This is a genomic window from Promicromonospora sp. NPDC050880 (assembly GCF_044456525.1).
Taxonomy (GTDB): Bacteria; Actinomycetota; Actinomycetes; order Actinomycetales; family Cellulomonadaceae; genus Promicromonospora.
On record NZ_JBITFV010000002.1, the window covers coordinates 585,070 to 609,871 of the forward strand.

Sequence of the window (24,802 nt, forward strand, 5' to 3'; positions counted from 1 at the left end):
TGAAACGTTTTCGACACACGGGCGTCACGGCAGTGGTCAGGACGCATGCCAGCGTCTGCCCGACAGGTCCGGCCTTCCGCGCGGACCACACTGCGTGAACCCTGGAGATCGTCGTGAGAACGAGAAGATCAGTCGTCGCGGCCACGGTCGCCGCACTCGTCGTGGGCGTCCTGCCGACGGCGGCCGCCGAGAGCCCCACGCCACCGGACGCGGCCGCGAGCGCGGCGTCGCCGCCCGCGGTCCCCGACGCCGACGTCGTCCTCGTGACCGGCGACCGCGTCACCACCGGCACCGGCGCCGACGGCTCTCCGACCGTCGGGTTCGAGGCCGCACCCCGCCCCGACGGCCGCCCGGTCACCTACGAGGCCTTCGGCGACGCGGCCGGCCACTACTTCGTCGTCCCCTCGGACGTCGCGCCCCTGGTCCCGGACCGGCTCGACCTGAGGCTCTTCGACGTCGCCGCGCTCGACGCGGCGCAGGACGAGGGCACCGACCTGCCCGTGATCGTCGGGACCACCAGCGCCCGCGCCGCGCGGGCCGGCGCGCCGGCCTGGAAGACCCTCGGCGTCGACGTCGACCGGTCCCTGGAGTCCATCGACGCGGTCGCCGGCGACGTCCCGGCCGACGACGCCCGCGAGCTCGTCGACGCCGCCGAAGAGGGCGAGACCGTGACCAAGGTCTGGCTCGACGCCCCGCTCGAGACCTCGGACGCCGACTCGGCGCCCCAGATCGGCGCGACCGACGCGTGGGACGCCGGCGTCGACGGCACGGGGGTCACCGTCGCGGTCCTGGACTCCGGCATCGACACGAGCCACCCCGACCTCGACGGCGGCGTCGTGGCCCTCGAACGCGACTTCACCGGGTCGGGCAGCGCCGGCGACGCGCTCGGCCACGGCACGCACGTCGCCTCGATCATCGCGGGCAGCGGCGAGGCGTCGGACGGAGAGAACCGCGGCATGGCCCCGGGTGCCCGGCTGCTCAACGGCCGCGTGCTGAACGACGAGGGCGAGGGCGAGGAGTCCTGGGCCATCGACGCGATGGAGTGGGCGGCGGCCAACGGGGCCGACGTCATCAACATGAGCCTCGGCGTGCGCGGTGCGTACACCGACGGGACCGACCCCGCGGCCCTCGCCGTCGACGCGGTGTCCGAGCGCTACGACACGCTCGTGACCATCGCAGCGGGCAACGAGGGCAACTGGGGCACGCCGTTCACGGTCACGACGCCCGGCACGGCCGACAGCGCCCTGACGGTCGGGGCCGTGACGGACTCGGACGCCATCGCGTACTTCTCCTCGATGGGGCCGCGGGCCGGCGACCACGCGATCAAGCCGGACATCGCGGCCCCCGGCGACGGGATCGTCGCCGCCCGGGCCGCGGGGACCAGCCCGGAGGTCCCGGTCGGCGACCACTACGCGGCCATGTCCGGGACCTCGATGGCGACACCGCACGTGGCGGGCGCAGCCGCGCTGCTCAAGCAGGCACGCCCGGGCCTGGACGGGGAGGCCCTGAAGTCGGTGCTCATGGGCTCCGCCCAGCCCGCGGGCAACTCGGTGTTCGCCGAGGGCGCCGGCCGCGCCTGGGTGCCCGGCGCGATCGCCGAGACCGTCTACGCCACGCCGGCGTCCCTCTCGTTCGGCCTGTTCGACTCGCCCCGGGCCGACCAGGAGCCGCGGACCGAGACGGTGACGTACACGAACGACTCGGACACGGCCGTCGAGGTGGACCTCGCCCTCTCGGTCAACGCGGCCGACGGCGAGCCGGTCCCCGCGGGTCTGGCGTCGCTGTCCGCCGACTCCCTGGCGATCCCGGCCCACGGCACGGCGTCGGTCGACGTGACGATCGACCCGCGCGTCGACGATCCCGACGTCTTCGCCGGGGTGCTGCGCGCGAGCGGGGCCGGCTTCCCCGCCGTCCGGACCGTGCTGGCCTTCCAGGTCGACCCCGACATGTACACGCTGCGCATCGAGGCGAGCCGCCTGGGCGGGCTGCCCGCGGGCAACCCCGACGCGGGCTGGGTCCACGGCATCGACGACCCGAACGTGAACCAGTGGTTCCAGTTCACCGACGGCGTGGCCGAGGTGCGCCTGCCTGCCGGCCGGTACGCGGTCCTGGGCCAGCTCTTCGACGCGGTGTCGCCCGAGGCGGCCTTCCTGGACGGCGTGGTCAACTTCGCCCGGGACGCCGACCTGACGGCGGGCGACGTGACCCTCGTGCTGGACGGCAGCACCGCCGTGCCGGTGCGGATGGACACGCCGCAGAAGGTCGCTCCCCGCGCCCTGTCCTCCGAGCTGGTCCGCGACCTGCCCGGTCGCGTCGGTCCGGTGGTCACCGACGTCTCGTTCAGCACCGGCGACTACACCGGCGGCATGGACCTCACCGCCTACGTGCTGCCGGGCGACGGCCCTCTGACGGGCGGGACCACGGTCGCGTCGCGCTACCTGCTCGACCAGCCGCTGCTCGACGTCTCCGCCACCGGCCGGGGCAAGCCGCTCGACGTGTCCCGCGAGCTCGGCTGGGCGGTCCGCTCGCCGCGGTACGAGGGCCGGATGGCGGCGCGGCTCGTGGACGGGGGGACGGGCACGCCCGAGGAGCTGGCCGAGGTACGGGCCCAGGGCGCGGTCGTGCTGGTCGAGGACACCGGGGACCTGTCGCTCAACCCGCAGTCCCGGGCCGCGAAGGACGCCGGCGCGGTCGCGCTGATCGTGTACGGGTCCACACCCGGCCCGTTCTACCACCAGGTGGACAACCGGACGATCAACACCATGGAGGACCAGGCCCTGCCGACGCTCACGCTCGAGCGCGACCTCGGGCTGGCCCTCGTGGACGCGGCACACCGCGGTGCGACCCTGCGGGGCACGGGCCGCGCGACGCCGTCCTACCAGTACGTGCTGGGCTACACCGAGGACGGCACGACGATCCCCCGCTCGCTCACCTACCGGCCCTCGGCCAGGGACCTCGCCGCCGTCGAGACCGAGCTGCGGTCGTTCAAGCCGTTCGCGCCCGGGCTCCGCAACGCGGAGCGGGTCACGATCACCAGCGGCAGCACGATGAGCGGCTGGCAGCAGTCGTGGACCACCGGAGCCGTGCGCGACCGGACGGTCTACTACTCGACCGAGCCCGGCGTCCAGTTCCAGCGCGGCGCCACCGCCGCGCAGGGCCTGAACGCCTGGCCCGCGTGGGTGGACGGCACGGCGACGACCTACTCCCCCGGGCGGCAGCCCCAGGAGACGTACAACGCCCAGGTGCACCACGGCGGGTTCTGGGAGTCACCGGCAGCGCCGCAGGACGCCGCCGTCCACCGCGACGGCAGCACGCTGGCGATCGACCTGCCCTACCGGGTCGACGGCGCGGGCCATGCCCAGGAGTGGGGTCCCGACGAGGCGTCGACGGGCCGGTTCCGCGTCTGGCGGGGCGACGAGCTGCTCACCGACGACACGTTCGGCACCTTCGCCACGCACGACGTCGGCTCGGCCCGCGAGCGGTTCCGCATCCGGCTGGACACGCAGCGCGAGACCCCCTGGTGGCCGCTGTCCACCGACGTGACGACCGAGTGGGGCTTCACCTCGGGAGCGACCAGGACCCCTGAGGTGCTGCCGCTGCTCCAGCTCGACTACGGGGTGCGGGGGCTGGACGAGTACAACACCGCGGACCGGCGCACCACGGCGCTCGACCTCAGGGTGTCGCACCAGGACGGCGCGACCGGCACCGCACGCGTGACGAGCCTGAAGCTGTGGTTCTCCGCCGACGGCGGCGCGCACTGGGCGCCTGTCCGCGTCACCCCGACGCGGACGGCCGGCGCCTACACCGCGAACGTCACCGTCCCGCGCAGGGCGACGACGGTCTCGCTGCGCTCCGAGGCGCGGGACGCGGCGGGCGCGACGTTCTCCGAGACGGTGATCGACGCGTTCGCGGTGGACGCCCGCCGCTGAGCCGTCCGGCGTCGGTACGCGACGGAGGCCCCCGCCAGGTGGCGGGGGCCTTCGTCGTTCGGTTTCGTGGGTCTCCGGGTCCCGCTTGACTTCAAGCGCTTGAGGTATCGGAGGCTGTCGGCATGGCAGGAGCGACCAGAGAGCACACCGCGGATCTCACCATCCAGCAGATGGCCCGGAGGTCCGGTTTCAGCGAGCCGACGCTGCGCTACTACGAGCAGATCGGCCTGCTGGGCGAGATCCCCCGGGACGGGTCCAGCGGCCACCGCCGCTACGGCCCCGAGGCCGTGGACCGCATCGAGGCGCTGGCCTGCCTGCGCTCGTCGGGCATGACCGTCGACGGCCTGCGCCGCTACCTGGACCTGCTCGCCCAGGGCGCCTCCGCCGCTGCCGAGCAACGCGACCTGTTCACCACGCAGGCGGGCAAGCTCGCCGCCGAGATCGAACAGCTCCAGGTGCGCCTGAGGTACCTGCGCGGCAAGGCAGACATGTGGGACGCCCGCGTACGCGGCGACGCGGACGCCGAGGCGCAGGCGATCGACGCCGTCACGCGCGTCATGCACGACATCACCAGCGCTCACCTCGAATCCACGACGAAGGACCGATCACGTTGAGCACAGAAGACCTCATCACCCCGTCCCCCGCTGAGCCCGGTACCGTGCTCGTCACGGGCGGCACCGGGTTCCTCGGCAGTCACACGGTCGCGCGGCTGGTGCGCGAGGGGCACCGCACCCGCGTCACGGTCCGCGGGCCCGAGCAGCAGGCCACCGTGCTGTCCGCGCTCCGCCAGACCGACGTCGAACCGGCCGGCCGGCTGGAGTTCGCCGTCGCCGACCTGAGCGACGACCGCGGCTGGGCGCAGGCCATGGACGGCGTCAGCCACGTGCTGCACCACGCCTCACCCTTCCCGTTCACGCCTCCGGAGACGGAGGAGGAGCTGATCCGCCCCGCACGTGACGGCGCGCTGCGGGTCATCGCCGCGGCCCGCCGGGCCGGGGTCCCGCGCGTCGTCATGACGTCCTCCTATGCCGCCGTGGGCTACACGCTCAAGCCGGACGACCACTACTCGGAGCTGGACTGGACCGACCCGCAGACTCCCGGGCTGCCCGCCTACCACCGGTCGAAGGTGCTGGCCGAACGTGCCGCCTGGGACGACGTCCGGGCCCACGGGGACATCGAGCTGACCGTGATCAACCCCACCGGCATCTTCGGTCCCCAGCTCGGTGACCGGCCGTCGGCCTCCGTAGGACTGGTCAAGGCCATGCTGACCGGACAGATGCCGGTGGTCCCGGTCATGTACTTCGGCGTCGTCGACGTCCGCGACGTCGTGGACGCCCACCTGCGTGCCATGGTGCACCCGAAGGCCGCCGGTGAGCGCTTCATCGCCGTCGGCGGACCCGCGATCAGCTTCTTCGACATGGCGCAGATCCTGCGCGAGCACTACCCCGCGGCCGCCGACCTGCTGCCCGCCACCGAGCTGACCGTCGAACAGGTCCGCGAGGCCGCCCGGACCGACCCGGCGCTGGCCGACGCCGCAGCACTCCAGGGGCGCATCCCGGTCATCAGCAACGACAAGGCCCGGTCCGTGCTGGGCTGGGAGCCCCGCGACGTCCGCGACACGATCGTCGCGACCGCCGAGGGGCAGATCCGGCTGGGCCTGACCCTGCCCGACGGCTCCTGACGCTCCTCACCCTTCGCCGCGCGCGGGAGACCTGGCCGTCAGGGTCGAGCACGCCGCGGCGCCATGGCCGGCGCCGCGGCGTCTCGCGCCCGCCGTGTCAGGCGGGCGTCCCCGGGGTCTGTTGGCCGAGCCACTCGGCGAACGTCTGCGTACCCCGCGGACCCTGCCCCGTGGGCAGCAGACCACCGCGGCTCATCCCGCCGGGAAAGTACACCGGCAGCACCGGACGCCGCCGGGCACGACCCGCAGCCATCAGCCGGCGCGCCATGTCGGCCAGCGACTCGACCTGCGGGCCGGCGAGCTCGGGCGCCATGGCTCGCGCCGGCTCGACGACCAGGTCGGCAAGTGCCTGCGCCACCTCACGCACCGCGACGGGCTGCACCTTCGCCGTGGGCACCACCGCGACCGGCCCCGCGACGCTGCTGAGCATCTGGCCGGCGAACTCGTGGAACTGCGTGGCACGCAGGATGGTCCACGGCACCGACCCGTCACGGACGATCTCCTCCTGGCGCAGCTTGCCGTCGTAGTACGGGGTGCGCACCCGGTCGACGCCCACGATCGACAGGGTCACCAGGTGTCCCACCCCGGCCCGCCGCGCCGCATCGAGGAGGTGCCGCCCCGCCCGGTCGAAGAAGCCGACGGCGACCGCCTTGCGCATCGTGATCACGTTGCTGACGTCGATGACGGCCTCGGCCCCCTCCAGCGCCCGGTCCAACCCTGCCCCGGTCAGCAGGTCGACGCCCTGCCCACGCGAGAGCACCACCGGGACGTGCCCCCGCGTCCGGAGCTCCTCCACCACCAGCCGTCCGGCCACGCCGGTACCACCGGCCACCGCGATCCTCATCGTCACTCCCGTCGCTCGATGCCGTGTACACCACATCGACCACGCGGGCACGCGGTTCGTGACAGGGGCCCGGCGTGACCGGAGTCACACAGCATGGCGTCGGCGCCGTGTCACCGATCGGCGGTGCGCGTTGTCTGACGGGTATGACACCTGGACCTTCCACGACCTGGCTTCGGGCAGGGCTCCTCCTCCTGGCCGTGCTGCAGACCCTCGTCTCGGTCTGGCAGTACTTCTTCCCCCGCTCGTTCTACGACGACTTCCCCACCGTGCGCCTCGATCCCCCGTACAACGAGCACCTCGTCACCGACATCGGCGGGCTCGGCCTGGCCCTGACCGCCGTCCTCTACGTCGCCGCCCGGACGCTCGACCGGAACGTGGTCCTGTCCGCCCTCACCGGCTACCTGATCTACGCCGCCACCCACTTCGCCTTCCACGTCCGCCACTTCGCCCACTTCTCGCTGCGCGACGCCGTCGGGGTGGGCACGGGGCTCGGCATCGAGGTGGCACTGGCGCTCGTCCTGCTCCTGGTCGCCTGGCGTGCCCGCCGGACAGCACCTGCCGGATCGAACGGGGACGCGGCCACCAGCCCCGGCACCTGAGGCCACGATCCGTCTGGCCCGCGGGTGCGGCTCCGGCACGGTGGCCCGGCCACCCCTGATCAGGGGTGTCCGGGCCACCGGCGATGGCCGCCTCGGCCCTCAGTGGATGGCCGTGAACCGGGAGCGGTGGTGCTCCGGTGTGTCGACCTCGTCGAGGACCGCCAGCGCCAGGTCGGCTGCGGAGATGGTGGAGGTCCCGTCGTCGGCCCGGAGCAGCACGTCGCCACCCAGCACGTAGGTGCCCTTGTCCGGGGTGCCGAGCCACGCGCCGAAGTCGGCGGGCGGGCTCACGTAGAACCAGTCCAGGCCCGCCGGGCTGGAGCGGAGCAGCTCGAGCGCGGCGAGGCCGGTCTGGATCTCGGGCTTGGTCTCGGCCGGGATCTGGTCCTCGGTGACGTCCCACAGCCGAGGCCCGCCCTCGGTGACGTGGAGCGAGGACGCCCCGCCCACGTAGCCCAGCCGGGTGGGCGTGCCCGCGAGCCGCCCGATCAGGTCCTCCACCACGCCTTCGACCCGCCCGGCCATGTCGCCCCGCGGCGACAGCGCGACCACGACGACGTCGCGCCCTGCGGTGACGGCATCCAGGACGTCGGCGTCGAGCACCGAGCCGGTGACGTACTCGACGTCCTGCACCGGGGCGTCGGGTGCCGTGCGGCTGACCGCCGTGACCTCGTGACCGCGCCGCTGCGCCTCCGCGACCAGGGCGGCGCCCGCGTAACCGGTACCACCCAGGACTGTGATGCGTGCCATTTCCTGCTCCCTCACTCGTGTTCCGGTCGTGAAGCCTCAGACCAGCATGATCAGATCAGCGTGAATCCGCCGGTCCAGGGGGTCTTCTCGGCGGCGGCCAGCGTGATGCCGAGGAACGCGAGAGCCTCCAGCTCGCGCGCCCGCTTGAGCGCACCGGCGTCCACGGCCCGCAGGCCCGCGGCCGTCACCAGGTCGACCACCGTCTGCTTCGCCGCGCCGTCGTCGCCCGCGACCAGGACCGCCGTCACCAGCGGACCCGCCTCGCCGGTGGCGATCGTGGCCCCGAAGTTGGCGTTGAAGGCCTTGACCACGTGCGCGTCGGGCACCGCGTCCTGGATGACCCGGGTGGCCGAGGAGTCGGCGGGCACCACGAGGTCGTCGAACGTGGAGAAGTCGACCGGGTTGGTCACGTCGACCAGCGTCTTGCCCGCCAGCCGGCCCTTGTACTGGTCGAGCACCTCGGCCACGGCCTGGTACGGCAGCGCCAGCACCACCACGTCGCCCGTCATCGCGTCCCCTACCCGGCCTGCCTCAGCGCCCAGCGGTGCGGCGACCGTGGCCGCCTTCTCCGGGTCCCGGGCGAGCACCTGCACACCCGCCCCCGCCTTGCTCGCCAGCGCGGCGACCGCGCCGCCGATGTTGCCTGCCCCGATGATCGTCACCGTCGTCATGTCTTCCATCCTTTGGTTGTTGCGACAACTATGGGTCGAACGCCCACACGGTCGCACACACTTGGTTGTCGCATCAAGTAACGTACGATGAGGCCATGGCATTCCAGGTCGCCCGCATGACCAAGCAGGAGTCCGACGCCTGGCTGGGCATCGTCACCGTGTGCCAGCTGCTCCCCACGGCCCTGGACTCCCAGCTCCAGCGCGACTCGGACATGACCCACTTCGAGTTCTTCGTGCTCAGCGCCCTGCGCTTCGCCCCCGAGAGCACGCTGCGCATGACCGCCCTCGCTGAGACCACCAGCGCCACCCTGCCGCGGCTGTCGCACGTGTGCTCACGACTGGAGAAGCGCGGCCTCGTCCACCGCTCGCCCGACCCGGACGACCGGAGAGCGACCAACGTCCAGCTCACGCAGACCGGCCGAGCGGCACTGGTCCGCGCCATGCCCGGCCACCTCGCCACCGCACGGCGCCTCGTGATCGACGCGCTCACCCCGGAGCAGCTCGACGCCCTGGCCGAGGTGACGGCCGTCATCCGGGACAGGCTGGACGGGCACCTGCCGTTCGACACGGCCGGATGACGGCTCGGGCTCGCGGGATCGGTGCGACGACGTGCGCTCTCGTGGTCGAGGCACAGGCCCGTGACCCCAACCAGAGCCCGTCCACCAGCACCGAGCCGGGTGGGCTCGGAGATCGAGCCATAGGATCGACGAGATGGTCGTCAGACCACCCCAGGTGCACGACAGGAGACAGCACGATGACCGCGGACGCCCGATACGAAGCTCTCCGAACCGCTCTCGAACAGGACCCGGACCTCGACGTCACGGTGCGCGACGGAGCCCTCGTGGTCCGCCAGACAGCATTCGCCTTCCTGGCGGGCACCTCGCTCGCCGTCCGCCTGCCCGCCGGCCGCGCGAAAGATCTCATCGAGCGCGACATCGCGGTGCTCCTCAGGCACGACCCTGGCGCCGACTGGGTGACGGTCTCGGACCCCGAGGACTGGCCGGAGCTCGCCGCCGAGGCCCACGAGCTCGCCAGCGGCCACCAGCCCGGCAACAGGTCGTGACGCTGGTCCGGTGTCCGGCACGGCCACCGGAACCAGAGGCTCATCAGGCACGATGGCACAGAGCAACGACATGCTGGCGACATGTCGTGGAGACGAAAACGCCCCCGCCTGGAGCAGGGCAGGGGCGTCATACGCGTAGCGGTGAGTACACGAGGTGCTCACATGAGACCCGGAACTCAGCGTCTCCGCAGGTCATCAGTGGTGTCCGGAGGGGGACTTGAACCCCCACGCCCGATAAAGGGCACTAGCACCTCAAGCTAGCGCGTCTGCCATTCCGCCACCCGGACAGGTGGACCGATCCCGGCGTTTCCGCCGTCCCGGTGCGTGGAAAAACATAGCACGCAGGACGCGTCGGTTCCGAATCGAAAAGCGTGTGACCTGGGCCGCGCGCCAGGATCCGCCTCAGCGCGCGCCCGGCGCCGTCGAGACCTCCCCGCACGCCGGCCCCTGGTCGCCCCCCTCGGCGAGCACGCCGGCCACCAGCAGCTGGGCCAGGCGCGACGCGTCGTAGCGCAGCGCGTCGCACCCGCCGATGGACAGGTTCCCGATGCCGCGCATGAGCATGTAGCCGGTCACGCGGCCCGAGGCGGCGGGGCCTACCGCGGCCTCCAGCAGCGCATCGCACACCGGCACGAGCCGGTCGATGAAGTACTCGTGCAGCGCGTTCGCCCCCTCCCCCGCGTCGGCCCCGAGGGCATCGGCCAGTCCGTGCTTGGTCACGAGGAAGTCGACGAAGCCCGCCACCCAGCGGCGAAGGGCCTGGCCCGCGTCCCCCGCCTCGCGCAACAGGACCGGCCCGGCCTCCGCGAGCGCCTGCACCTGATGCCGGTAGACGGCCACCACCAGCGCGGGCCGGGTCGGGAAGTGCCGGTAGATCGTGCCCATGCCCACCCCGGCACGGGCGGCGATGAGCCGGACGGGGGCGTCCACGCCGTCCGTGACGAACACGGCGGCCGCGGCGTCCAGGAGCGCCTGCTCGTTGCGCCGGGCGTCGGCACGTCGCGCGCGGGAGGTCGTGCCGGCCGGGGTGGGGTCAGACGTCGTCATGGGTCACCTTCGTCGATGCTTGCTAAACGGAACAGCGCTCCGTATGATCCGGAACGGCGCTCCGCTTCCATTCTCCCGGGCGGAGGCCCTCCATGCAAAGGACGGCACACCCACCATGAGCACCACCCCCGCAACAGCCATCGGTACCCCGATCGTCCGCGCCCTGGACGACGTCGTCGGCCACGGCGAACCCGTCGTCTCCGTCGCGCCGGTCACGCTCGACTCCCCCGGCCGCGCCCGCCCGCTCGAGGTGCGCGTCTCCGCCCCCGTCACCGGCACGGACCTGCCGGTGCTCCTGTTCTCCCACGGCAACGGCTGGTCCTACGACGGGTACGCGCCCCTGACCACGTTCTGGGCCTCCCGCGGGTTCGTCGTGGTGCAGCCCACGCACCTGGACTCGCGTCGCGACGGCATCGCGTTCGACGACCCCCGGTTCGGTCAGGTCTGGTCCCGGCGACGCGAGGACCTCGTGAGCGTCCTGGACCAGCTCGGCACCGTCGAGGACGCCGTCCCGGGCCTCGCCCGCCGGGTCGACCGCGACGTCGTGGCCGCGGCCGGCCATTCCTGGGGCGGGCAGACCGTGCAGATGCTGCTCGGCGCGCGCGTCCTGGACGAGGCCGGCCGCCCCGGTCCGGACTGGACGGACCGGCGCGTGCGCGCCGGCGTCCTGCTGGCCACGGCCGGTCTCGCGGGTGACGAGCTGCACCCGTTCGCCCGGGAGCACTTCCCGTTCATGAACCCGTCCTTCGCCGAGCTGACGACGCCCACGCTGGTCGTGGCCGGCGACGCGGACCAGTCGCAGCTCACCAGCCGGGGGCCGGACTGGTTCACCGACGCCTACACCCACGCGCCCGGGGCCACCGACCTGCTCACGTTGGCCGGGGCGGCCCACGGCCTGGGCGGCATCTCGGGCTGGGAGGCCGCAGAGACCACCGACGAGAACCCGGAGCGCGTGGCGGTCCTGGCCCGCCTGACCACGGCGTACCTGCGCACCGCGCTGGACCCGGCCGATCCCTCGTGGACACGGGCGAGCACGGCTCTGGCCGACGTCGGCGGCTCGGTCGGTCACGTCGAGTCCAAGTAGCCGCCCGGACACGTGCTGCGCCACGCCGTACACCCCGGCTCGGTGGACGTCGACCGTTGTCCACAGGGTCCACGCCACCAGGGCGGCCGGTGTCACCGGCTCCTGGCACACTGGCGGCCATGACTTCACCGGACGGCGCCCCGACCGCACCCGCGCTCGACCTGGCGCCGACCCCGCTGGACGTGCTGCGTGACGTGTTCGGCTACGACGCCTTCCGCGGCGACCAGCAGGAGATCATCGAGACCGTCACGGGCGGCGGTGACGCCCTCGTGCTCATGCCGACCGGCGGCGGCAAGTCGCTGTGCTACCAGATCCCGGCCCTGGTCCGGCAGGGCACGGGCGTGGTGATCTCACCGCTGATCGCCCTCATGCAGGACCAGGTCGACGCACTGGCGGCGCTCGGCGTCCGGGCCGGGTTCTTCAACTCCACGCAGAACCCGGACGAGCGACGCGAGGTGGAGCAGGCCTACCGGTCGGGCGAGCTCGACCTGCTCTACCTCGCGCCCGAGCGCCTCGGCGTCGAGTCGACCGCCCGCCTGCTCGACCAGGGCACCATCGCGCTGTTCGCGATCGACGAGGCGCACTGCGTGTCCCAGTGGGGCCACGACTTCCGCCCCGACTACCTGCGCCTGAGCGAGCTGGCGGAACGCTGGCCCGGCATCCCTCGCATCGCCCTGACCGCCACGGCGACCCGGCACACGCGCGAGGAGATCGCCACGCGCCTGGGCCTGACCGACGCGCGGCACTTCGTCGCGAGCTTCGACCGGCCCAACATCACCTACCGCGTCGCACCCAAGGACAACCCCGGCCGGCAACTCCTGGACCTGCTGCGCACCGAGCACGCGGGTGATGCGGGCATCGTCTACTGCCTGTCGCGCGCATCCGTCGAGAAGACGGCCCACCAGCTCACCGAGCAGGGCATCCGCGCGCTGCCGTACCACGCGGGGCTACCAGCCCCCGTGCGTGCCGCCAACCAGTCGACGTTCCTGCGCGAGGACGGCGTCGTCATGGTCGCCACCATCGCGTTCGGCATGGGCATCGACAAGCCGGACGTCCGGTTCGTCGCGCACCTCGACCTGCCCAAGTCGGTCGAGGGCTACTACCAGGAGACCGGCCGCGCGGGGCGCGACGGCCTGCCCTCGACGGCATGGCTCGCCTACGGCCTGGCCGACGTGGTGCAGCAGCGCAGGATGATCGCGGAGTCGGAGGGAGACCTCGCCCACCGCCGCCGACTCTCGGCGCACCTGGACGCCATGCTGGCGCTGTGCGAGACCGTCGAGTGCCGGCGGGCCCAGCTCCTGCGCTACTTCGGTCAGGACCATCCGGGCGGGTGCGGTGCGTGCGACACGTGCCAGAACCCGCCGGAGGCGTGGGACGGCACCGTCGCGGCCCAGAAGCTGCTGTCCGCGGTGTACCGGCTGGACCGCGAGCGCAACCAGCGGTTCGGCGTCGGGCACGTGGTGGACATCCTGCGCGGCAGGGCGACGCCGAAGATCACGCAGTGGAGGCACGACGAGCTCACCGTGTTCGGGGTCGGGGAAGACCTCTCGGAGGCGGAGTGGCGCTCGGTGGCCCGCCAGCTCCTGGCCCAGGGGCTGCTGGAGGTCGACTCGAACCACGGCACCCTGCTGCTCACGGAGGCCAGCGGTGAGGTCCTGGGCCGGCGCCGTGAGGTGCGGATGCGGCGCGACCCGCGCCCCCAGGGTGGCGCCCGCCGGCCGGCCCGCGCGGGCGGGACACGCCCGGAGGGCGCGGCACTGTCGGACGCCGACCAGGGCGTCTTCGAGCGGCTGCGCGCGGCGTGCGGCGGCCGCCAAGGAGCAGGGCGTGCCCGCCTACGTGGTGTTCCACGACGCGACGCTGCGCGCGGTGGCCACCGGACGGCCGGCGGACCTGGACGCGCTGAGCGGGATCAGCGGCGTGGGACAGGCGAAGCTGGACCGCTACGGCGCGGGCATCCTGGCGGCGCTGCACGCCACGGACTGACCGGGGCCACGCTCACAGGTCGTGCTCGGCGAGCTCACGGAACTCGTCGGGCACGACGCCGCCACGGCGCAGCACCACCGGGAGGTAGCCGACGGCGTCGGTGCCGAACCACGAGCGGATCGCGTCCACCGACTCGTCGACCGCACTGCGCGCCACGCCCGGCCCGGAGCCGGGCCGCCACGGGTCGGGCGGTTGGAGGTCGAGCTCGAGCTGGACCGCCGTCTGGTCCACGATGTTCGAGACGGAGACGCCGAGCAGCGTGATCTCGCACGGGGCCGCGTCCTCGATCGCGGACCAGGCCAGCCGCACCGCGACCTCGGTGAGGGTGAGCGTGGCGGCGACCGGGACCGGCAGCGTGAGCGACCGCGTCGCCCGCTGCATCCCCGCGAAGCGGACCGCCACCGTCACCGTGCGCCCCGCGCGCTGCTTGGCCCGCAGGCGCCGCGACACCCGGTCGGACAGGTGCGCCAGGACCGCCCGGACGCCCTCGGGCTCCGGAGCGCGCCGGCTCAGGGCCGACTGGGCTCCCACGGAGCGGGCGCGGCGGCTGGTCACGACCCGGCGGGCGTCCTGGTCCTGCGCCATCGCGCTGATCTTGTGGCCCACGGCGTGCCCGAGGATGTGCTCGACCGCGGACGACGGGGTGCGCGCCAGCTCGCCGATCGTCCGGATGCCGAGGTCGGCGAGCCGCTGCCCGGTCACGGGACCCACGCCCCAGATCAGGCCGACGGGCAGCGGGTCGAGGAACTCGCGCTCGGCGCCCGGGTCGACGACGACCAGCCCGTCCGGCTTGGCCACCTGGGAGGCGATCTTGGCGAGGTGCTTGGTCCGTGCGGCACCGACCGAGATGGGCAGACCCACCTCGGCACGGACGCGCTCACGGATCCGCGCCCCGATCGCGGCGGGCGGGCCGAACAGGTGCGTCGCCCCCGACACGTCGAGGAACGCCTCGTCGATCGAGATCCGTTCGACCGTCGGCGTGACGTCGGCCAGGACCGCCATCACGGCGTCACCCAGGCGCTGGTACTCCCCGAAGTGGCCCCGCACGAACACGAGGTCCGGACAGAGCCGGGCCGCTCGCCAGCCCGGCATCCCGCCCTGGACCCCGTGGACCTTGGCCTCGTAGGAGGCCGCGAGCACCACGCCCCCGCGCGGCCCGCCCCCGACGGCGATCGGGCGCCCGCGCAGCGCAGGGTCCAGCAGCTGCTCGACCGACGCGTAGAACGCGTCCAGGTCGGCATGCAGGATCGTGGCGCCGCGCGAGGACATACGGGCAGTCTACTCGAACACCCGTTCGAACGCCGGCGAGGCCGTCAGGGATTGGCGTACATCTGCACCAGGACCCGGTCGAACCGCTCCGCCTCCAGGTCCTGGCGCGTGATCGTCCAGTACAGGACGCCCATCGGCACCCCGATCCACTGCGCGAGCACGACCCAGTCCTCGGGGCGGGAGCGGTGCTCGCCGGAGCTCTCGTGCGCCGAGGCACGAGCAGGGTCCCCGTACCCGTCGAAGTCGTAGGCGTGCCCGCCGAGCTGCCACTCGCCACCGCCGTCGGACTGCTCGGACCAGACCTCCTGGAGCACGCTCGCCCAGGGGTGCCCGGCGGCACTCTCGGCGTCGAGCGGGCAGGCGGGCAGGGACACCCCGGGGACCAGCCGAAGGTCACCGGTCCGGCGCAGGGTCGCGTCCAGGTCTGCGGGCGAGTCGAACTCGTACGGCTCGTAGTCGGGCGCGGCCTCCCGCGCCTCGACCGGAGTTCCCGCCGGGACGTACACGGCGCCGCCCGGCAGCACCACGTCGTCCAGCTCGACGTTCGCGAACAGGAGCACGTGGCCGCCGGGCGGCAGCGGCAGGTCGGTGGCACCCGGCGGGATCGCCGCGAGGTCGAGCGTGACGACGAGCTGGTACTCGTCGGAGCGGTCGGGTCCGTACACCGTGGCGGGCGTGGGGACGTCCGGCGGGAGCATCAGGGGCGTGCCGAGGCGGCCCACGGCCGGGCCGTCGCCGTCGGGCGCCGTCCGCAGCGTCGGCCGGGCCAGGCCCAGCCACCGGTCGACGTCGGCCGCCGGGACGCCCCGGTCGATCGCCTGCTCACGAAACCGGTCCAGCCACCACAACGTGCCGGCCGGAAGGTGCCGCACCGACCCGGGCAGCACCCCGGCACCCACCCTCCGGCCCGCCTCCCGCCTGCCAGCACTGCCCTGACCTGCCACTTCCCCATCGCCTCTGTGCATATCGGGAGTTTACGGACACCCTTCAGGTGCCGGCCGACAGCCGCCCGGCCCACCCCGCTGAGGTTCGTTCAGCAGGCCACGGGCGACCGTCGAGCACCCGACAACCGCCACCGGCGTCCTGCTGAACGACGGTCGGGACCAATCATCTCCCGCCGTCATATATGATGTACGACGTGACCACGACTTCCCCGGCCGCTCTCCCCTCCCGGACCGAGCACGCGCTCGCCACCATCAAGGAGGGCATCCTCAGCGGCCGCCTCGCCGCCGGACAGCCGCTGGTCGAGGCCGAGATCGCGACCGAGCTCGCCATGTCCAAGACACCGGTCCGCGAGGCGCTCAAGACCCTGGAGATGAGCGGGCTCGTCGTCGTGCGGCCCTACGTCGGGGTGCGGGTGCGCGAGCTGACGCAGGAGGACGCCGTGGCCATCTACGAGACCCGCCTGCTGCTGGAGCCCGAGGCCACCCGCCGCAGCGTGCTGCGCGGTATGGACACGGCTGCGGCCCGTGCCGCCCTGGAGCGTGCTGCCCGGGCGACGGAACCCGCGCAGCGCAGCCTGGCCAACCGGGCGTTCCACGCGGCGCTGTGGGGCGCGTCCGGCAACACGATCCTGATCGGCATGCTGGAGGGCCTGCGGGACCAGACGGCGCTCGCCGCGGTCACCACGTGGGCCAGGCAGCCGAGCTGGGGCGACGAGGCGCAGGAGCACGAGCGGATCCTCGACGCCGCCGAGACGGGCGACGCAGACCTCGCTGGCGACCTGACCCGCCGGCACATCGCCGGCTTCCTCGACCGGCTCCACCAGGGAGGTGCGACCGACTGACCCGCAGGATCTGAGCCGCGAGCGCCGGCCGGCCACAGTGCCCCAGGCCGGCAGGAGCGGTACGCACGCGAGGTGCAGCCCGTTCACCGCCAAGTTCCCGGGCCGCACCTCTGGAACGTGTGCTCCATGGCGGAGCACGCACGTCACTCGATGGAGGAGCAACGATGCTCAATAGTACAAAGCAGCCCGCGCCCGTCGCGGCCCGCGCCCGGCGCAGCCAGATGCGCTGGACGATCGTCGCGTTCTCGGCGCTCGGGCTCACGATCGCCTACCTCGACCGCGCCGCCCTGAGCGTGGCACTGCCGTTCATCGCGGAGGACTTCCACATCAGCCCGGCCGTCCAGGGCGTGCTGCTGTCGTCGTTCTTCTGGACCTACGCCCTGTTCCAGGTTCCGTCGGGCTGGCTCCTGGACAAGTTCGGACCGCGCGTCATCTACCCCATCGCCGTGGGCTGGTGGTCTCTCTGGACGGCGCTGACCGCCGTCGCGACGGGCGTGACGAGCCTGATCGTCTTCCGGCTCGGCCTGGGGATCGGCGAGGCACCGGTGCAGCCGGCGAACATCAAGGTGGTCTCCACCTGGTTCCCGCGTCGGGAGCGGGCCTTCGCCTCCAGCCTGTTCGACATGGGTCAGCAGATCGGGTCGGCCCTGTCGATCCCGATCGTCACGTCGATCGCGGTCTTCGCCGGGTGGCGCTGGACCTTCGTGGTGATCGGTGCCGTGGGCCTGCTCTGGATCGTGGGCTGGCTCGCCATCTACCGCGCCCCGCAGGACCACCAGCGCGTCAACGCCGCAGAGCTCGACCACATCCGCTCCGACCAGGCCGAGATGGTGCGGCACAGCGGCGAGGAGGTGCGCTGGAGCACGCTGCTGCGCGACAACCAGACCTGGGCGCTCCTGCTGGGTTACGTCTTCCGGTCGCTCGCCGGTGCGTTCTTCCTGACCTGGTACCCCAGCTACCTGCTCAACGAGCGCGGGTTCACCGAGGCCGAGTTCGGCATGGTCGGCGCCCTGCCCGCCGTGATCGCCATCGGTTCGACCGTGCTGGGCGGCATCGTCTCCGACCGCATGCTCGCGAGCGGCCTGTCCCCGAACGTCGCGCGCAAGGTGCCGATCATCTCGGGCCTCGTGCTCAGTGCGTGCATCGGGTTCAGCCCGTTCGTGGAGAGCAACGTGGTGCTCATGGTGATCCTCACGGTCTCCAGCGCCGCGCACTCCTTCGCGGGTGCCGCGATCCTCAGCCTGCCGGCCGAGGTCTCCCCCAGTCCCGAGCGCGTGGGCTCGCTGGCCGGCTTCCAGAACTTCGGCTCGCAGCTCGGCAACCTGATCAGCCCGATCGCCATCGGCCTGGCCCTGACGGCCTCGGACGGCTCCTACCTGTGGCCGCTCGTCTTCGCGGCGATCAGCTGCCTGGTCAGCGCCGCCGTCTACGGCTTCTGGGTGCGCATCAAGCCCGTCGAGCAGCAGGACACCCCTCAGAACGGAGAATCATGACCGGGTACCACGACATCGTCGAACGCCTGCGGACGGTCGTCGGCATCCCCGTCGTCCCCTACGCGGCCGACGGTTCCGTCGACCTCGCCCTGACCGGGCGGCTCGCCGGGCGCCTGGTCGACGCGGGGCTCGGCGCCATCACGCCCAACGGCAACACCGGCGAGTTCTACGCCCTGAGCCCGCGGGAGCGGGCCGACGTCGCCCGCACGGTGACCGACGCCGCGGGCGACCGGGCCGTGGTCGTCGTCGGCGTGGGGCTGGACCCGGCCACGGCGCAGGCCGAGGCGCGGGCGGCCGCTGAGCTGGGCGCGCACGCCGTGATGGTGCACCAGCCGGTACTGCCGTACATGTCACGGCAGGGCTGGGTCGAGTACACGGCCGCCGTCGCGCACGCCGCGGGTGGCCTCGCCGTACTGCCGTACGTGAGCTCCCCCGTGATCCGCGGAACGGACATCGCGGCGCTCGCACAGGCCGCGGACAACGTGGTGGGCATCAAGTACTCCGTGCCGGACCCGGTGGCGTTCGCCGAGACGGTGCAGAACACGGACGCCGACCTGCTGTGGATCGCCGGGCTCGCCGAGTCCTACGCACCCTCGGCGTGGCAGGCGGGCGCCCGCGCGTTCACCTCGGGCCTGGTCAACGTGGCGCCCGACGTCTCGTTCGGCCTCCTGGACGCCCTGCGGCAGGACGACGCCGCCCGCGCGTCCGCGGTGTGGCGGCGCATCCGGGAGTTCGAGCAGCTCCGGGCCCGGGACCGGTCGGCGGACAACGTGTCGGTGGTCAAGGAGGCCATGCACCAGATGGGCCTGTGCGACCGTTCCGTGCGGCCGCCCAGCACCACCCTGGGCGAGCCCGACCGCGCCGCGATCACGCGCATCCTCGACGACTGGAAGGCCTCGGCATGACCACCGGAACGAAGATCGCCCGGCTGACCACCTACCTCCAGCGGGTGGGCAACCGCCCGCGGGTGCTGCTGCGGATCACCACCGACGGCGGCCTCGACGGCTGGGCCGAGATCTACAACCACGGCCCGGACCTCGCCTACCCCGCGATCATCGAGTACATCGCGGACCAGGTCACGGGCCTCGACGCGACCCGCGTCGCCCACGTGAACCAGCTGCTGCACCAGTCGGCACGGTTCCCGCAGGGAGCGCTGGGCCTGGCCGCCATCGCCGCGGTGGACCACGCCCTGTGGGACATCGCCGCGAAGGCCGCCGGCGTGCCCGTGTACCAGCTGCTCGGCGGCGCCGTCCGCGACCGGGTGCGGGTGTACGCGGGCCTGTACGACGCGCCCGACGTACCGCAGCTGGTCGAGCGCACGGCCGCGCTGCACGAGCACCACGGCGTGGACGCGTTCAAGCTCAGCCCCTACCGCCGCGACCTGCACCGGTCGCGGTTCGGGCTGGTCGCCCGCGAGCTCGGCGACTGGTTCGGGCAGATCCGCGAGAGCCACCCCGAGGAGTGGGAGTTCGCGTTCGACGCCCACGGCTGCCTCTGGGAGCCGCGCCAGGCCGTGGACCTCGCGGCAGCGCTCGCGCCGAACGAGCCGCTGTTCCTCGAGGAGCCCATCCGCCCCGAGTACCTGCCGGCGTGGGGCCGGATCCGCGCGGAGATGACGGTGCCGCTCGCCACGGGCGAGTCCCTGTACTCGCCGAACGAGTTCCTGGGCCTGCTGACCGTGCAGGGCGCCGACATCGTCCAGCCCGACATCGCCGTGGTGGGCGGGCTGACCCAGATGCGCAAGATCGCCACGCTGGCCGAGGCGCACGACGTGCCCGTGGCGCCCCACAACCCCATGGGCCCGCTCGCGACGGCGGCCAACGTGCACTTCGCGGCGGCCACGTGGAACTTCTCGATCCTCGAGTACAAGCCGGACGACGTCTCCTGGTGCCACGACCCGTACGTGCCGGTCGACGGGCACCTGGAGCTGCGGCCGGACCGACCGGGCTGGGGCATCGAGATCGACGAGTCCGCGCTGGCCACCGACGACTGGGTGCACTGGGAGCGCACGGTGCCCGTGCGCCGGGACGGGTCGACGGCATGGATGTGACGACGCCGGGCGCGGCGCCCGATCCGCACGCCGTGACCAGCCGCGACGCACGCACGGGTCAGGTCGTGGAGCTGCCCGTGCGGGAGACCCTGCCCGCTGCCCTGGACGAGGTGGCCCACCGGGCCGCCGCGGTCGCCGACGAGCTCGCCGCGTGGCCCCGCGCCCGGCGCGCGGAGCTGCTGGACGCGCTCGCCGACGCCCTCGACGCCGAGCGTGCCGCCCTGGTCGCCGAGGCCGACCGGGAGACCGCCCTCGGGCCCGCGCGGCTCGGCGGCGAGCTCACGCGCACGGCCTATCAGCTGCGCACGTTCGCGCGCGTGGTGCGCGACGGCGGCTACCTGGAGGCGACGATCGACCACGCGGGCGACACCCCCATGGGCCCGCGCCCCGACCTGCGCCGCATGCTGGTGCCGCTCGGTCCCGTGGCCGTCTACGCGGCGAGCAACTTCCCGTTCGCGTTCTCCGTGCTGGGCGGTGACACCGCCTCGGCGCTGGCGGCGGGCAACCCCGTCGTGGTCAAGGCCCATCCCGGGCACCCCGCGACGTCGGAGCGCGTGGCGCGGCTGGCCGAGCGGGCCGTCGCGGCAGCCGGTGCGCCCGAGGGCACGTTCGCGCTCGTGCACGGGTTCGACGCGGGAGCCGCCCTCGTGTCGCACCCCGCGATCCGGGCGGCCGGGTTCACGGGGTCGCTAGCCGGCGGGCGGGCCCTGGCCGACGCCGCCGCCGCGCGGCCCGCGCCCATCCCGTTCTACGGGGAGCTGAGCAGCATCAACCCCGTCCTGGTCACGCCGGCCGGCGCGCGGGAGAACGCCGACGGCTTCGGCACGGGGCTCGCGGCGTCGGTGCTCCAGGGCGGCGGGCAGTTCTGCACCAAGCCGGGGCTCGTGCTGGTGCCCGCAGGCGACGCCGGGGATGCCCTGGTGGACGCGCTCGGCCGCGCCGTCCAGCGGGCGCCCGCCCTGCCCGCCCTCACGGCGGGGATGGCCCGGGCCTACGCGGACGGGGTGGTGGCCCGGTCGGCAGACGCCGCCGTCGTCGCACGCGGGCGGGACGACGGCGGGCACACCGGGTCCGACGTCGCGGCCGACGGCGGTGCGCCGCACAGCCAGGACGTCGGGTCGACCCGCCCGGCCCTGCTGGAGGTCGCCGCGGGGTCGGTCACGCCACGTCTGGTCGAGGAGTGCTTCGGCCCTCTCGCCGTCGTGGTGCGCTACCGCGACGAGGCCGAGGCGGTCGCCGTCGTCGAACGGGTCGAGGGGTCCCTCACCGGCAGCATCCTCACCGGGGGTGCCGCCGACCGGGACCTGCCCGCCGCGCGCGCCGCGCTCACCCGACGCGTCGGGCGGGTGCTGTACGACGGCTTCCCCACCGGGGTCGCCGTCACCTGGGCCCAGCACCACGGCGGACCCTGGCCGTCGACGAACACGCTGCACACCTCCGTGGGCGCGACGGCGATCCGCCGGTTCCTGCGCCCGGTCGCCTGGCAGCAGGCGCCCCAGCACGCCCTGCCACCGGAGCTGCGGGACGGACCGGCGGTCGTGCCCGTCCGGGTCGACGGGGAGCTGGTGCTGCCCGGCGGGTCCACTTCACCCGCTGCCCCGGGGGCGCCCCTGGGCTCCCCGGCGTAGCGTCGCGGGTACCGCAGCACCAGGCGGTGCGCCCGGACCCGACCCGCGGCACTGCCGCGCACCGGCCCGGCGCGCCCGCCCTGGTCCGTCCCCGCGGAAGGCTCCGCGGCCGGGCGCAGCGTCGCCGGCCGCGCGGTGGGCTCCGTGGAACGCCTGCGCGCACCACGCCCGGGCGCGACCGTGAGAACTCGACGCGAGCGGCGTCCGGTCCGTCGACCCGCCCCAAGATCGCCGGGACCCCGCGATCGAGCGAGCCACCGATCCCGTACGGCACGGTCCCACCCGGCGGCGCCCTCGCGCGGCTGGAAGGAGAACGGGATGAGCTCCGAGAACCGTCGGGCCGGAGGATTGAGCCCGCAGGCCTGCGCAGTGATCCTCGGCGTCGCCGGCATGTGCGCCTGGGTGGCGCACGACGTCCTGACCGGTACCGCAGCGGCGTCGCCCGCGGCCGCGGCCACCGCGCCCGCGGGCGACGTCTACGTGACGACGCCGGGCGCACCACCGGCGGACACGCCACCGGTCGTGCTGATGCTCGCGCCGGACGGCTCGGCCCGGCCCGCCGAGACCACCTCCGCGCCGGCCCAGGCCGCACCCGCCCCGGCCGCACCCGCCCCGAGCGCCGGGCGCGCCCGCACCGCGCCGTCGGCCACGCATACCGGGCCCCAGGCCGCACGTACCAGCGGTGCGGCCCCGCTCACGGAACCGCCGCAGGCCGCGGGCACGCCACCCCGCCCGGTGCGCTCCGCACCCGACCAGGGGCGAACGACCGACGCCGCAGGCCCTGCGGACCCCGTCGTCGTCGTGCCCATGGGACGGGCGCCCCGGAGCGGCGGTACGCACGGCACCACCTACCAGGTGCTCGCGGCCGACGGATCGATCGTCTACATCGGCGAGGACGGTGAGCTGGTGGCCAACACCGGCGCGGTCACCTCCAGCGGTGTCCTCTCCCTCGGGTCCGACGGCTCGTCGCTGCGGTCCGGGCAGTCCACGACAGGGTCGCACCAGAACGACACGTTCGGCGGGCTGCTCCTGGGTTCCGCCGGCGACCGGCCCATCGCGATCAGCGGCTTCGAGGACCACTCGGTCAGCGTCGTCGGCGACGACCAGGTGGTGACCTACGACGACTCGAACGTGTTCCTGGGCCGGGACGGCCGGATCAACGCGAACACGGGCGACACCGACTCCAGCGGTCTCAACGCGGTCGACGTGACCGGGTCGGTGGTCCGGTCGGGCAACTCGGGGGACGCGGAGGACACGGAGGACGAGGAGGAGGACGAGCAGGAAGACGACGAGCAGGACGACGGCGACGACGGCGAGGACGAGGAGGTGACCGCCCGGCAGAGCACCGGGAAAAGTGGTGCCCACCGCGACCGGGGCGGTCCCGCCGGAGCGTTCGTCGGCCCTGTCGCCGGCCCTGTCGCCAGCCCTGCACCGGCCGGGCAGGCCACGGTCACCGACGAGGGCGAGTCCTCGGCCACCGGGCGCGGTGCGCTCGTCGTCGGGGCCGACGGGTTCGACGACGTCTCCGTCCGGAGCCGGGGTCACCGCAACGTCGTCACCTACGACGACTCGAACGTCGTGATCGGCGGCACCGGCCCGGTCAACACCCAGATCGGGGACAGCGACACCGGGGGCGCCGTCGTCATGGGCGTGCACGGCTCGGACGTGCGGGCGGGCTGCGAGGGAGACCTCTGCTACTCCGACTGACCCGCACCGACGCGCGGGTCCGCGCCCGCCCGCCACCGACGCGCTGGCGGGCGGGCGCGGACCGGCGACATCTCGTCCCGGAGCGGGATAGCCCCGGCGCCGCCGTCGACCTACGCTGGAGGAGTCCCCCTTCCGCGACGACGACGTGGCGGTGACGATCGATGGTCTGGACCTTCCTGACGCGCCCGAGGCCGGCGCCCGACCCGCTGGTGACCCTGCGGCTGCAGTCGCGGCTCGGCCAGCTCGCGACCGAGCTGCGCCGCGTCGAGCAGGACCCCGGCCTGTACGCGCGCGCCCACCACTGGTTCGCGGTGCAGAACGCCTACGACGCCCTGCTGCGCGAGGCGTGCCGCCTGGCGGAGCTGCCGACCGACGCGGACCCGCTGCGCGCGGACCAGCGGTCCGCCGCGGACGAGCGGCTCCGCGAGGAGCTGGAGCTCAGCGCGCGCGGCTGGTCGTGGTGACGCGCGCGACGCACCCGGCCGCCGCCGGACCGGAGCAGGCCCGCCTAGAGTCAGCACATGCTCCCCTGGCTCGAGATCGCCGGCTGGGTCGGTTCCGCCCTCGTCGTCCTGTCGCTGACGCAGGCCCGCGTGCTCCGCTTCCGCTGGCTCAACCTCACCGGCTCGGTCGTGGCCACGGCCTACAACGCGATCGCCGGCATCTGGCCGTTCGTCGCGATGAACGCCGCGATCAGCCTCATCAACGTCTACTGGCTGTGGCGCCTGAACCGCGAGCGGCACGACGCCGCCGTCTACGAAGTGGTGGAGGTGGCGCCCGACGACGCGTACCTGCTGCACGTGCTGCGCACGCACGCGGCGGACATCGCGGGCTTCGCGCCAGGGTTCGTGGCCGTCCCGGAGCCCGGTGAGGAGCGGTCGGCGTTCCTGGTGCAGCGCGGCGACGAGACCGTGGGCGTCGTCGAGGTGCGCGACGCCGGGGACGGCGCGGGCGTGGTGGAGCTCGACTGGGTGTCCAAGCGGTTCCGCGACCTGACACCGGGCGAGTTCGTGTACCGGCGCAGCGGCATCTTCGCGGCCAAGGGCTTCGACCGCGTCGTCGTGCCGCAGGCGGCACCGAGCGAGCACGCGTACCTGAGCGGCGTGGGCTTCCGTCCGCAGGACGGGGCGTGGGTCCGGGACGTGACGGCGGACAGCGGACGCTGATCCCGCGGCGCCGATCCCGCGGCCGGCGCCCGCGCCGCACCCGGCCCGG

21 protein-coding genes, 1 tRNA gene and 1 pseudogene are annotated in these 24,802 nt (G+C 73.6%); 16 read left to right on the top strand and 7 right to left on the bottom strand.

The annotated features are described in order from the left end of the window. The first annotated feature begins 113 nt into the window (after positions 1–113). From ACIBBF_RS06555 to ACIBBF_RS06565, 3 genes are all read left to right on the top strand, one after another. A complete protein-coding gene (locus ACIBBF_RS06555; protein ID WP_397411702.1) occupies positions 114–3,929 on the top strand; it encodes a S8 family serine peptidase in 3,816 nt (1,271 codons plus the stop codon). A gap of 122 nt (positions 3,930–4,051) precedes the next feature. Continuing rightward, positions 4,052–4,543: a MerR family transcriptional regulator gene (locus tag ACIBBF_RS06560; protein ID WP_397411704.1), complete on the top strand. Its 492-nt coding sequence runs from the start codon at positions 4,052–4,054 to the stop codon at positions 4,541–4,543. Next, positions 4,540–5,610 (top strand): SDR family oxidoreductase, encoded by a 1,071-nt coding sequence (locus ACIBBF_RS06565; protein WP_397411706.1) that lies wholly within the window; start codon positions 4,540–4,542, stop codon positions 5,608–5,610. The genes ACIBBF_RS06560 and ACIBBF_RS06565 overlap by 4 nt, the downstream gene beginning before the upstream one ends. A 97-nt stretch (positions 5,611–5,707) precedes the next feature. Here the strand turns inward: ACIBBF_RS06565 and ACIBBF_RS06570 are convergent, their stop codons facing one another. Next, complete coding sequence (locus tag ACIBBF_RS06570) at positions 5,708–6,454, bottom strand: SDR family oxidoreductase (protein ID WP_397411708.1); 747 nt, start codon at positions 6,452–6,454, stop codon at positions 5,708–5,710. A 143-nt stretch (positions 6,455–6,597) separates the two neighbouring features. On the opposite strand from ACIBBF_RS06570, the gene ACIBBF_RS06575 reads away from it, so the two are divergent. After that, on the top strand, positions 6,598–7,053 hold the full coding sequence (locus tag ACIBBF_RS06575; protein ID WP_397411710.1) for a hypothetical protein: 456 nt from the start codon (positions 6,598–6,600) through the stop codon (positions 7,051–7,053). Positions 7,054–7,152: 99 nt separating this feature from the next. Here ACIBBF_RS06575 and ACIBBF_RS06580 read toward each other — a convergent pair whose 3' ends face one another. Next, complete coding sequence (locus tag ACIBBF_RS06580) at positions 7,153–7,803, bottom strand: NAD(P)-dependent oxidoreductase (protein WP_397411712.1); 651 nt, start codon at positions 7,801–7,803, stop codon at positions 7,153–7,155. 50 nt (positions 7,804–7,853) lie between these two features. Beyond that, the gene (locus ACIBBF_RS06585; protein WP_397411714.1) at positions 7,854–8,474 is read right to left on the bottom strand and encodes an NADPH-dependent F420 reductase; all 621 of its coding nucleotides are present in this window, start codon (positions 8,472–8,474) and stop codon (positions 7,854–7,856) included. A gap of 95 nt (positions 8,475–8,569) precedes the next feature. Between ACIBBF_RS06585 and ACIBBF_RS06590 the strand changes: the two genes are divergently transcribed. Together ACIBBF_RS06590 and ACIBBF_RS06595 are read left to right on the top strand one after the other, a co-directional pair. Further along, positions 8,570–9,052 carry a MarR family winged helix-turn-helix transcriptional regulator gene (locus tag ACIBBF_RS06590; protein ID WP_397411716.1) on the top strand — a complete coding sequence of 161 codons (483 nt, stop codon included), beginning with the start codon at positions 8,570–8,572 and terminating at the stop codon, positions 9,050–9,052. 176 nt (positions 9,053–9,228) lie between these two features. Beyond that, positions 9,229–9,537, top strand: a complete 309-nt coding sequence (locus ACIBBF_RS06595) for a hypothetical protein (RefSeq protein WP_397411718.1) — start codon at positions 9,229–9,231, stop codon at positions 9,535–9,537. 199 nt (positions 9,538–9,736) lie between these two features. On the opposite strand, the gene ACIBBF_RS06600 is transcribed toward ACIBBF_RS06595, so the two are convergent. Both ACIBBF_RS06600 and ACIBBF_RS06605 read right to left on the bottom strand, forming a co-directional pair. Continuing rightward, positions 9,737–9,824: transfer RNA gene (locus tag ACIBBF_RS06600), tRNA-Leu, on the bottom strand. Between the two features lie 115 nt (positions 9,825–9,939). Continuing rightward, entirely contained in the window at positions 9,940–10,584 is a 645-nt protein-coding gene (locus ACIBBF_RS06605) for a TetR/AcrR family transcriptional regulator (RefSeq protein WP_397411720.1), read from the bottom strand. Positions 10,585–10,699: 115 nt separating this feature from the next. Here ACIBBF_RS06605 and ACIBBF_RS06610 point away from each other — a divergent pair, with 115 nt between their 5' ends. Both ACIBBF_RS06610 and recQ read left to right on the top strand, forming a co-directional pair. Next, the gene (locus tag ACIBBF_RS06610) at positions 10,700–11,668 is read left to right on the top strand and encodes an alpha/beta hydrolase family protein (protein ID WP_397411722.1); all 969 of its coding nucleotides are present in this window, start codon (positions 10,700–10,702) and stop codon (positions 11,666–11,668) included. 119 nt (positions 11,669–11,787) lie between these two features. Beyond that, positions 11,788–13,654 (top strand): annotated as a pseudogene (gene recQ / locus ACIBBF_RS06615) (DNA helicase RecQ). Between the two features lie 12 nt (positions 13,655–13,666). Here recQ and dinB read toward each other — a convergent pair. Next, entirely contained in the window at positions 13,667–14,923 is a 1,257-nt protein-coding gene (gene dinB / locus ACIBBF_RS06620) for a DNA polymerase IV (protein ID WP_397411724.1), read from the bottom strand. 44 nt (positions 14,924–14,967) lie between these two features. After that, positions 14,968–15,888 (bottom strand): DUF1963 domain-containing protein, encoded by a 921-nt coding sequence (locus ACIBBF_RS06625; RefSeq protein WP_397411726.1) that lies wholly within the window; start codon positions 15,886–15,888, stop codon positions 14,968–14,970. Positions 15,889–16,052: 164 nt separating this feature from the next. On the opposite strand from ACIBBF_RS06625, the gene ACIBBF_RS06630 reads away from it, so the two are divergent. The 8 genes from ACIBBF_RS06630 to ACIBBF_RS06665 all read left to right on the top strand — a co-directional run bounded on the left by ACIBBF_RS06630 (position 16,053) and on the right by ACIBBF_RS06665 (position 24,753). After that, positions 16,053–16,709: a GntR family transcriptional regulator gene (locus tag ACIBBF_RS06630; protein WP_397411780.1), complete on the top strand. Its 657-nt coding sequence runs from the start codon at positions 16,053–16,055 to the stop codon at positions 16,707–16,709. A 164-nt stretch (positions 16,710–16,873) separates the two neighbouring features. Continuing rightward, the gene (locus ACIBBF_RS06635) at positions 16,874–18,202 is read left to right on the top strand and encodes an MFS transporter (RefSeq protein ID WP_397411728.1); all 1,329 of its coding nucleotides are present in this window, start codon (positions 16,874–16,876) and stop codon (positions 18,200–18,202) included. Next, a complete protein-coding gene (locus ACIBBF_RS06640) occupies positions 18,199–19,107 on the top strand; it encodes a dihydrodipicolinate synthase family protein (protein ID WP_397411730.1) in 909 nt (302 codons plus the stop codon). The genes ACIBBF_RS06635 and ACIBBF_RS06640 overlap by 4 nt, the downstream gene beginning before the upstream one ends. Then, the gene (locus ACIBBF_RS06645) at positions 19,104–20,252 is read left to right on the top strand and encodes a mandelate racemase/muconate lactonizing enzyme family protein (protein ID WP_397411732.1); all 1,149 of its coding nucleotides are present in this window, start codon (positions 19,104–19,106) and stop codon (positions 20,250–20,252) included. The genes ACIBBF_RS06640 and ACIBBF_RS06645 overlap by 4 nt, the downstream gene beginning before the upstream one ends. Beyond that, positions 20,243–21,880: an aldehyde dehydrogenase family protein gene (locus ACIBBF_RS06650; RefSeq protein ID WP_397411734.1), complete on the top strand. Its 1,638-nt coding sequence runs from the start codon at positions 20,243–20,245 to the stop codon at positions 21,878–21,880. Before ACIBBF_RS06645 ends, ACIBBF_RS06650 begins: the two co-directional genes overlap by 10 nt. A 318-nt stretch (positions 21,881–22,198) precedes the next feature. Then, the gene (locus tag ACIBBF_RS06655) at positions 22,199–23,587 is read left to right on the top strand and encodes a hypothetical protein (protein WP_397411736.1); all 1,389 of its coding nucleotides are present in this window, start codon (positions 22,199–22,201) and stop codon (positions 23,585–23,587) included. A gap of 161 nt (positions 23,588–23,748) precedes the next feature. Continuing rightward, on the top strand, positions 23,749–24,051 hold the full coding sequence (locus ACIBBF_RS06660) for a hypothetical protein (RefSeq protein WP_397411738.1): 303 nt from the start codon (positions 23,749–23,751) through the stop codon (positions 24,049–24,051). A gap of 57 nt (positions 24,052–24,108) precedes the next feature. Further along, positions 24,109–24,753 (top strand): hypothetical protein, encoded by a 645-nt coding sequence (locus ACIBBF_RS06665; RefSeq protein ID WP_397411740.1) that lies wholly within the window; start codon positions 24,109–24,111, stop codon positions 24,751–24,753. The last annotated feature ends 49 nt before the right edge of the window (positions 24,754–24,802 follow it).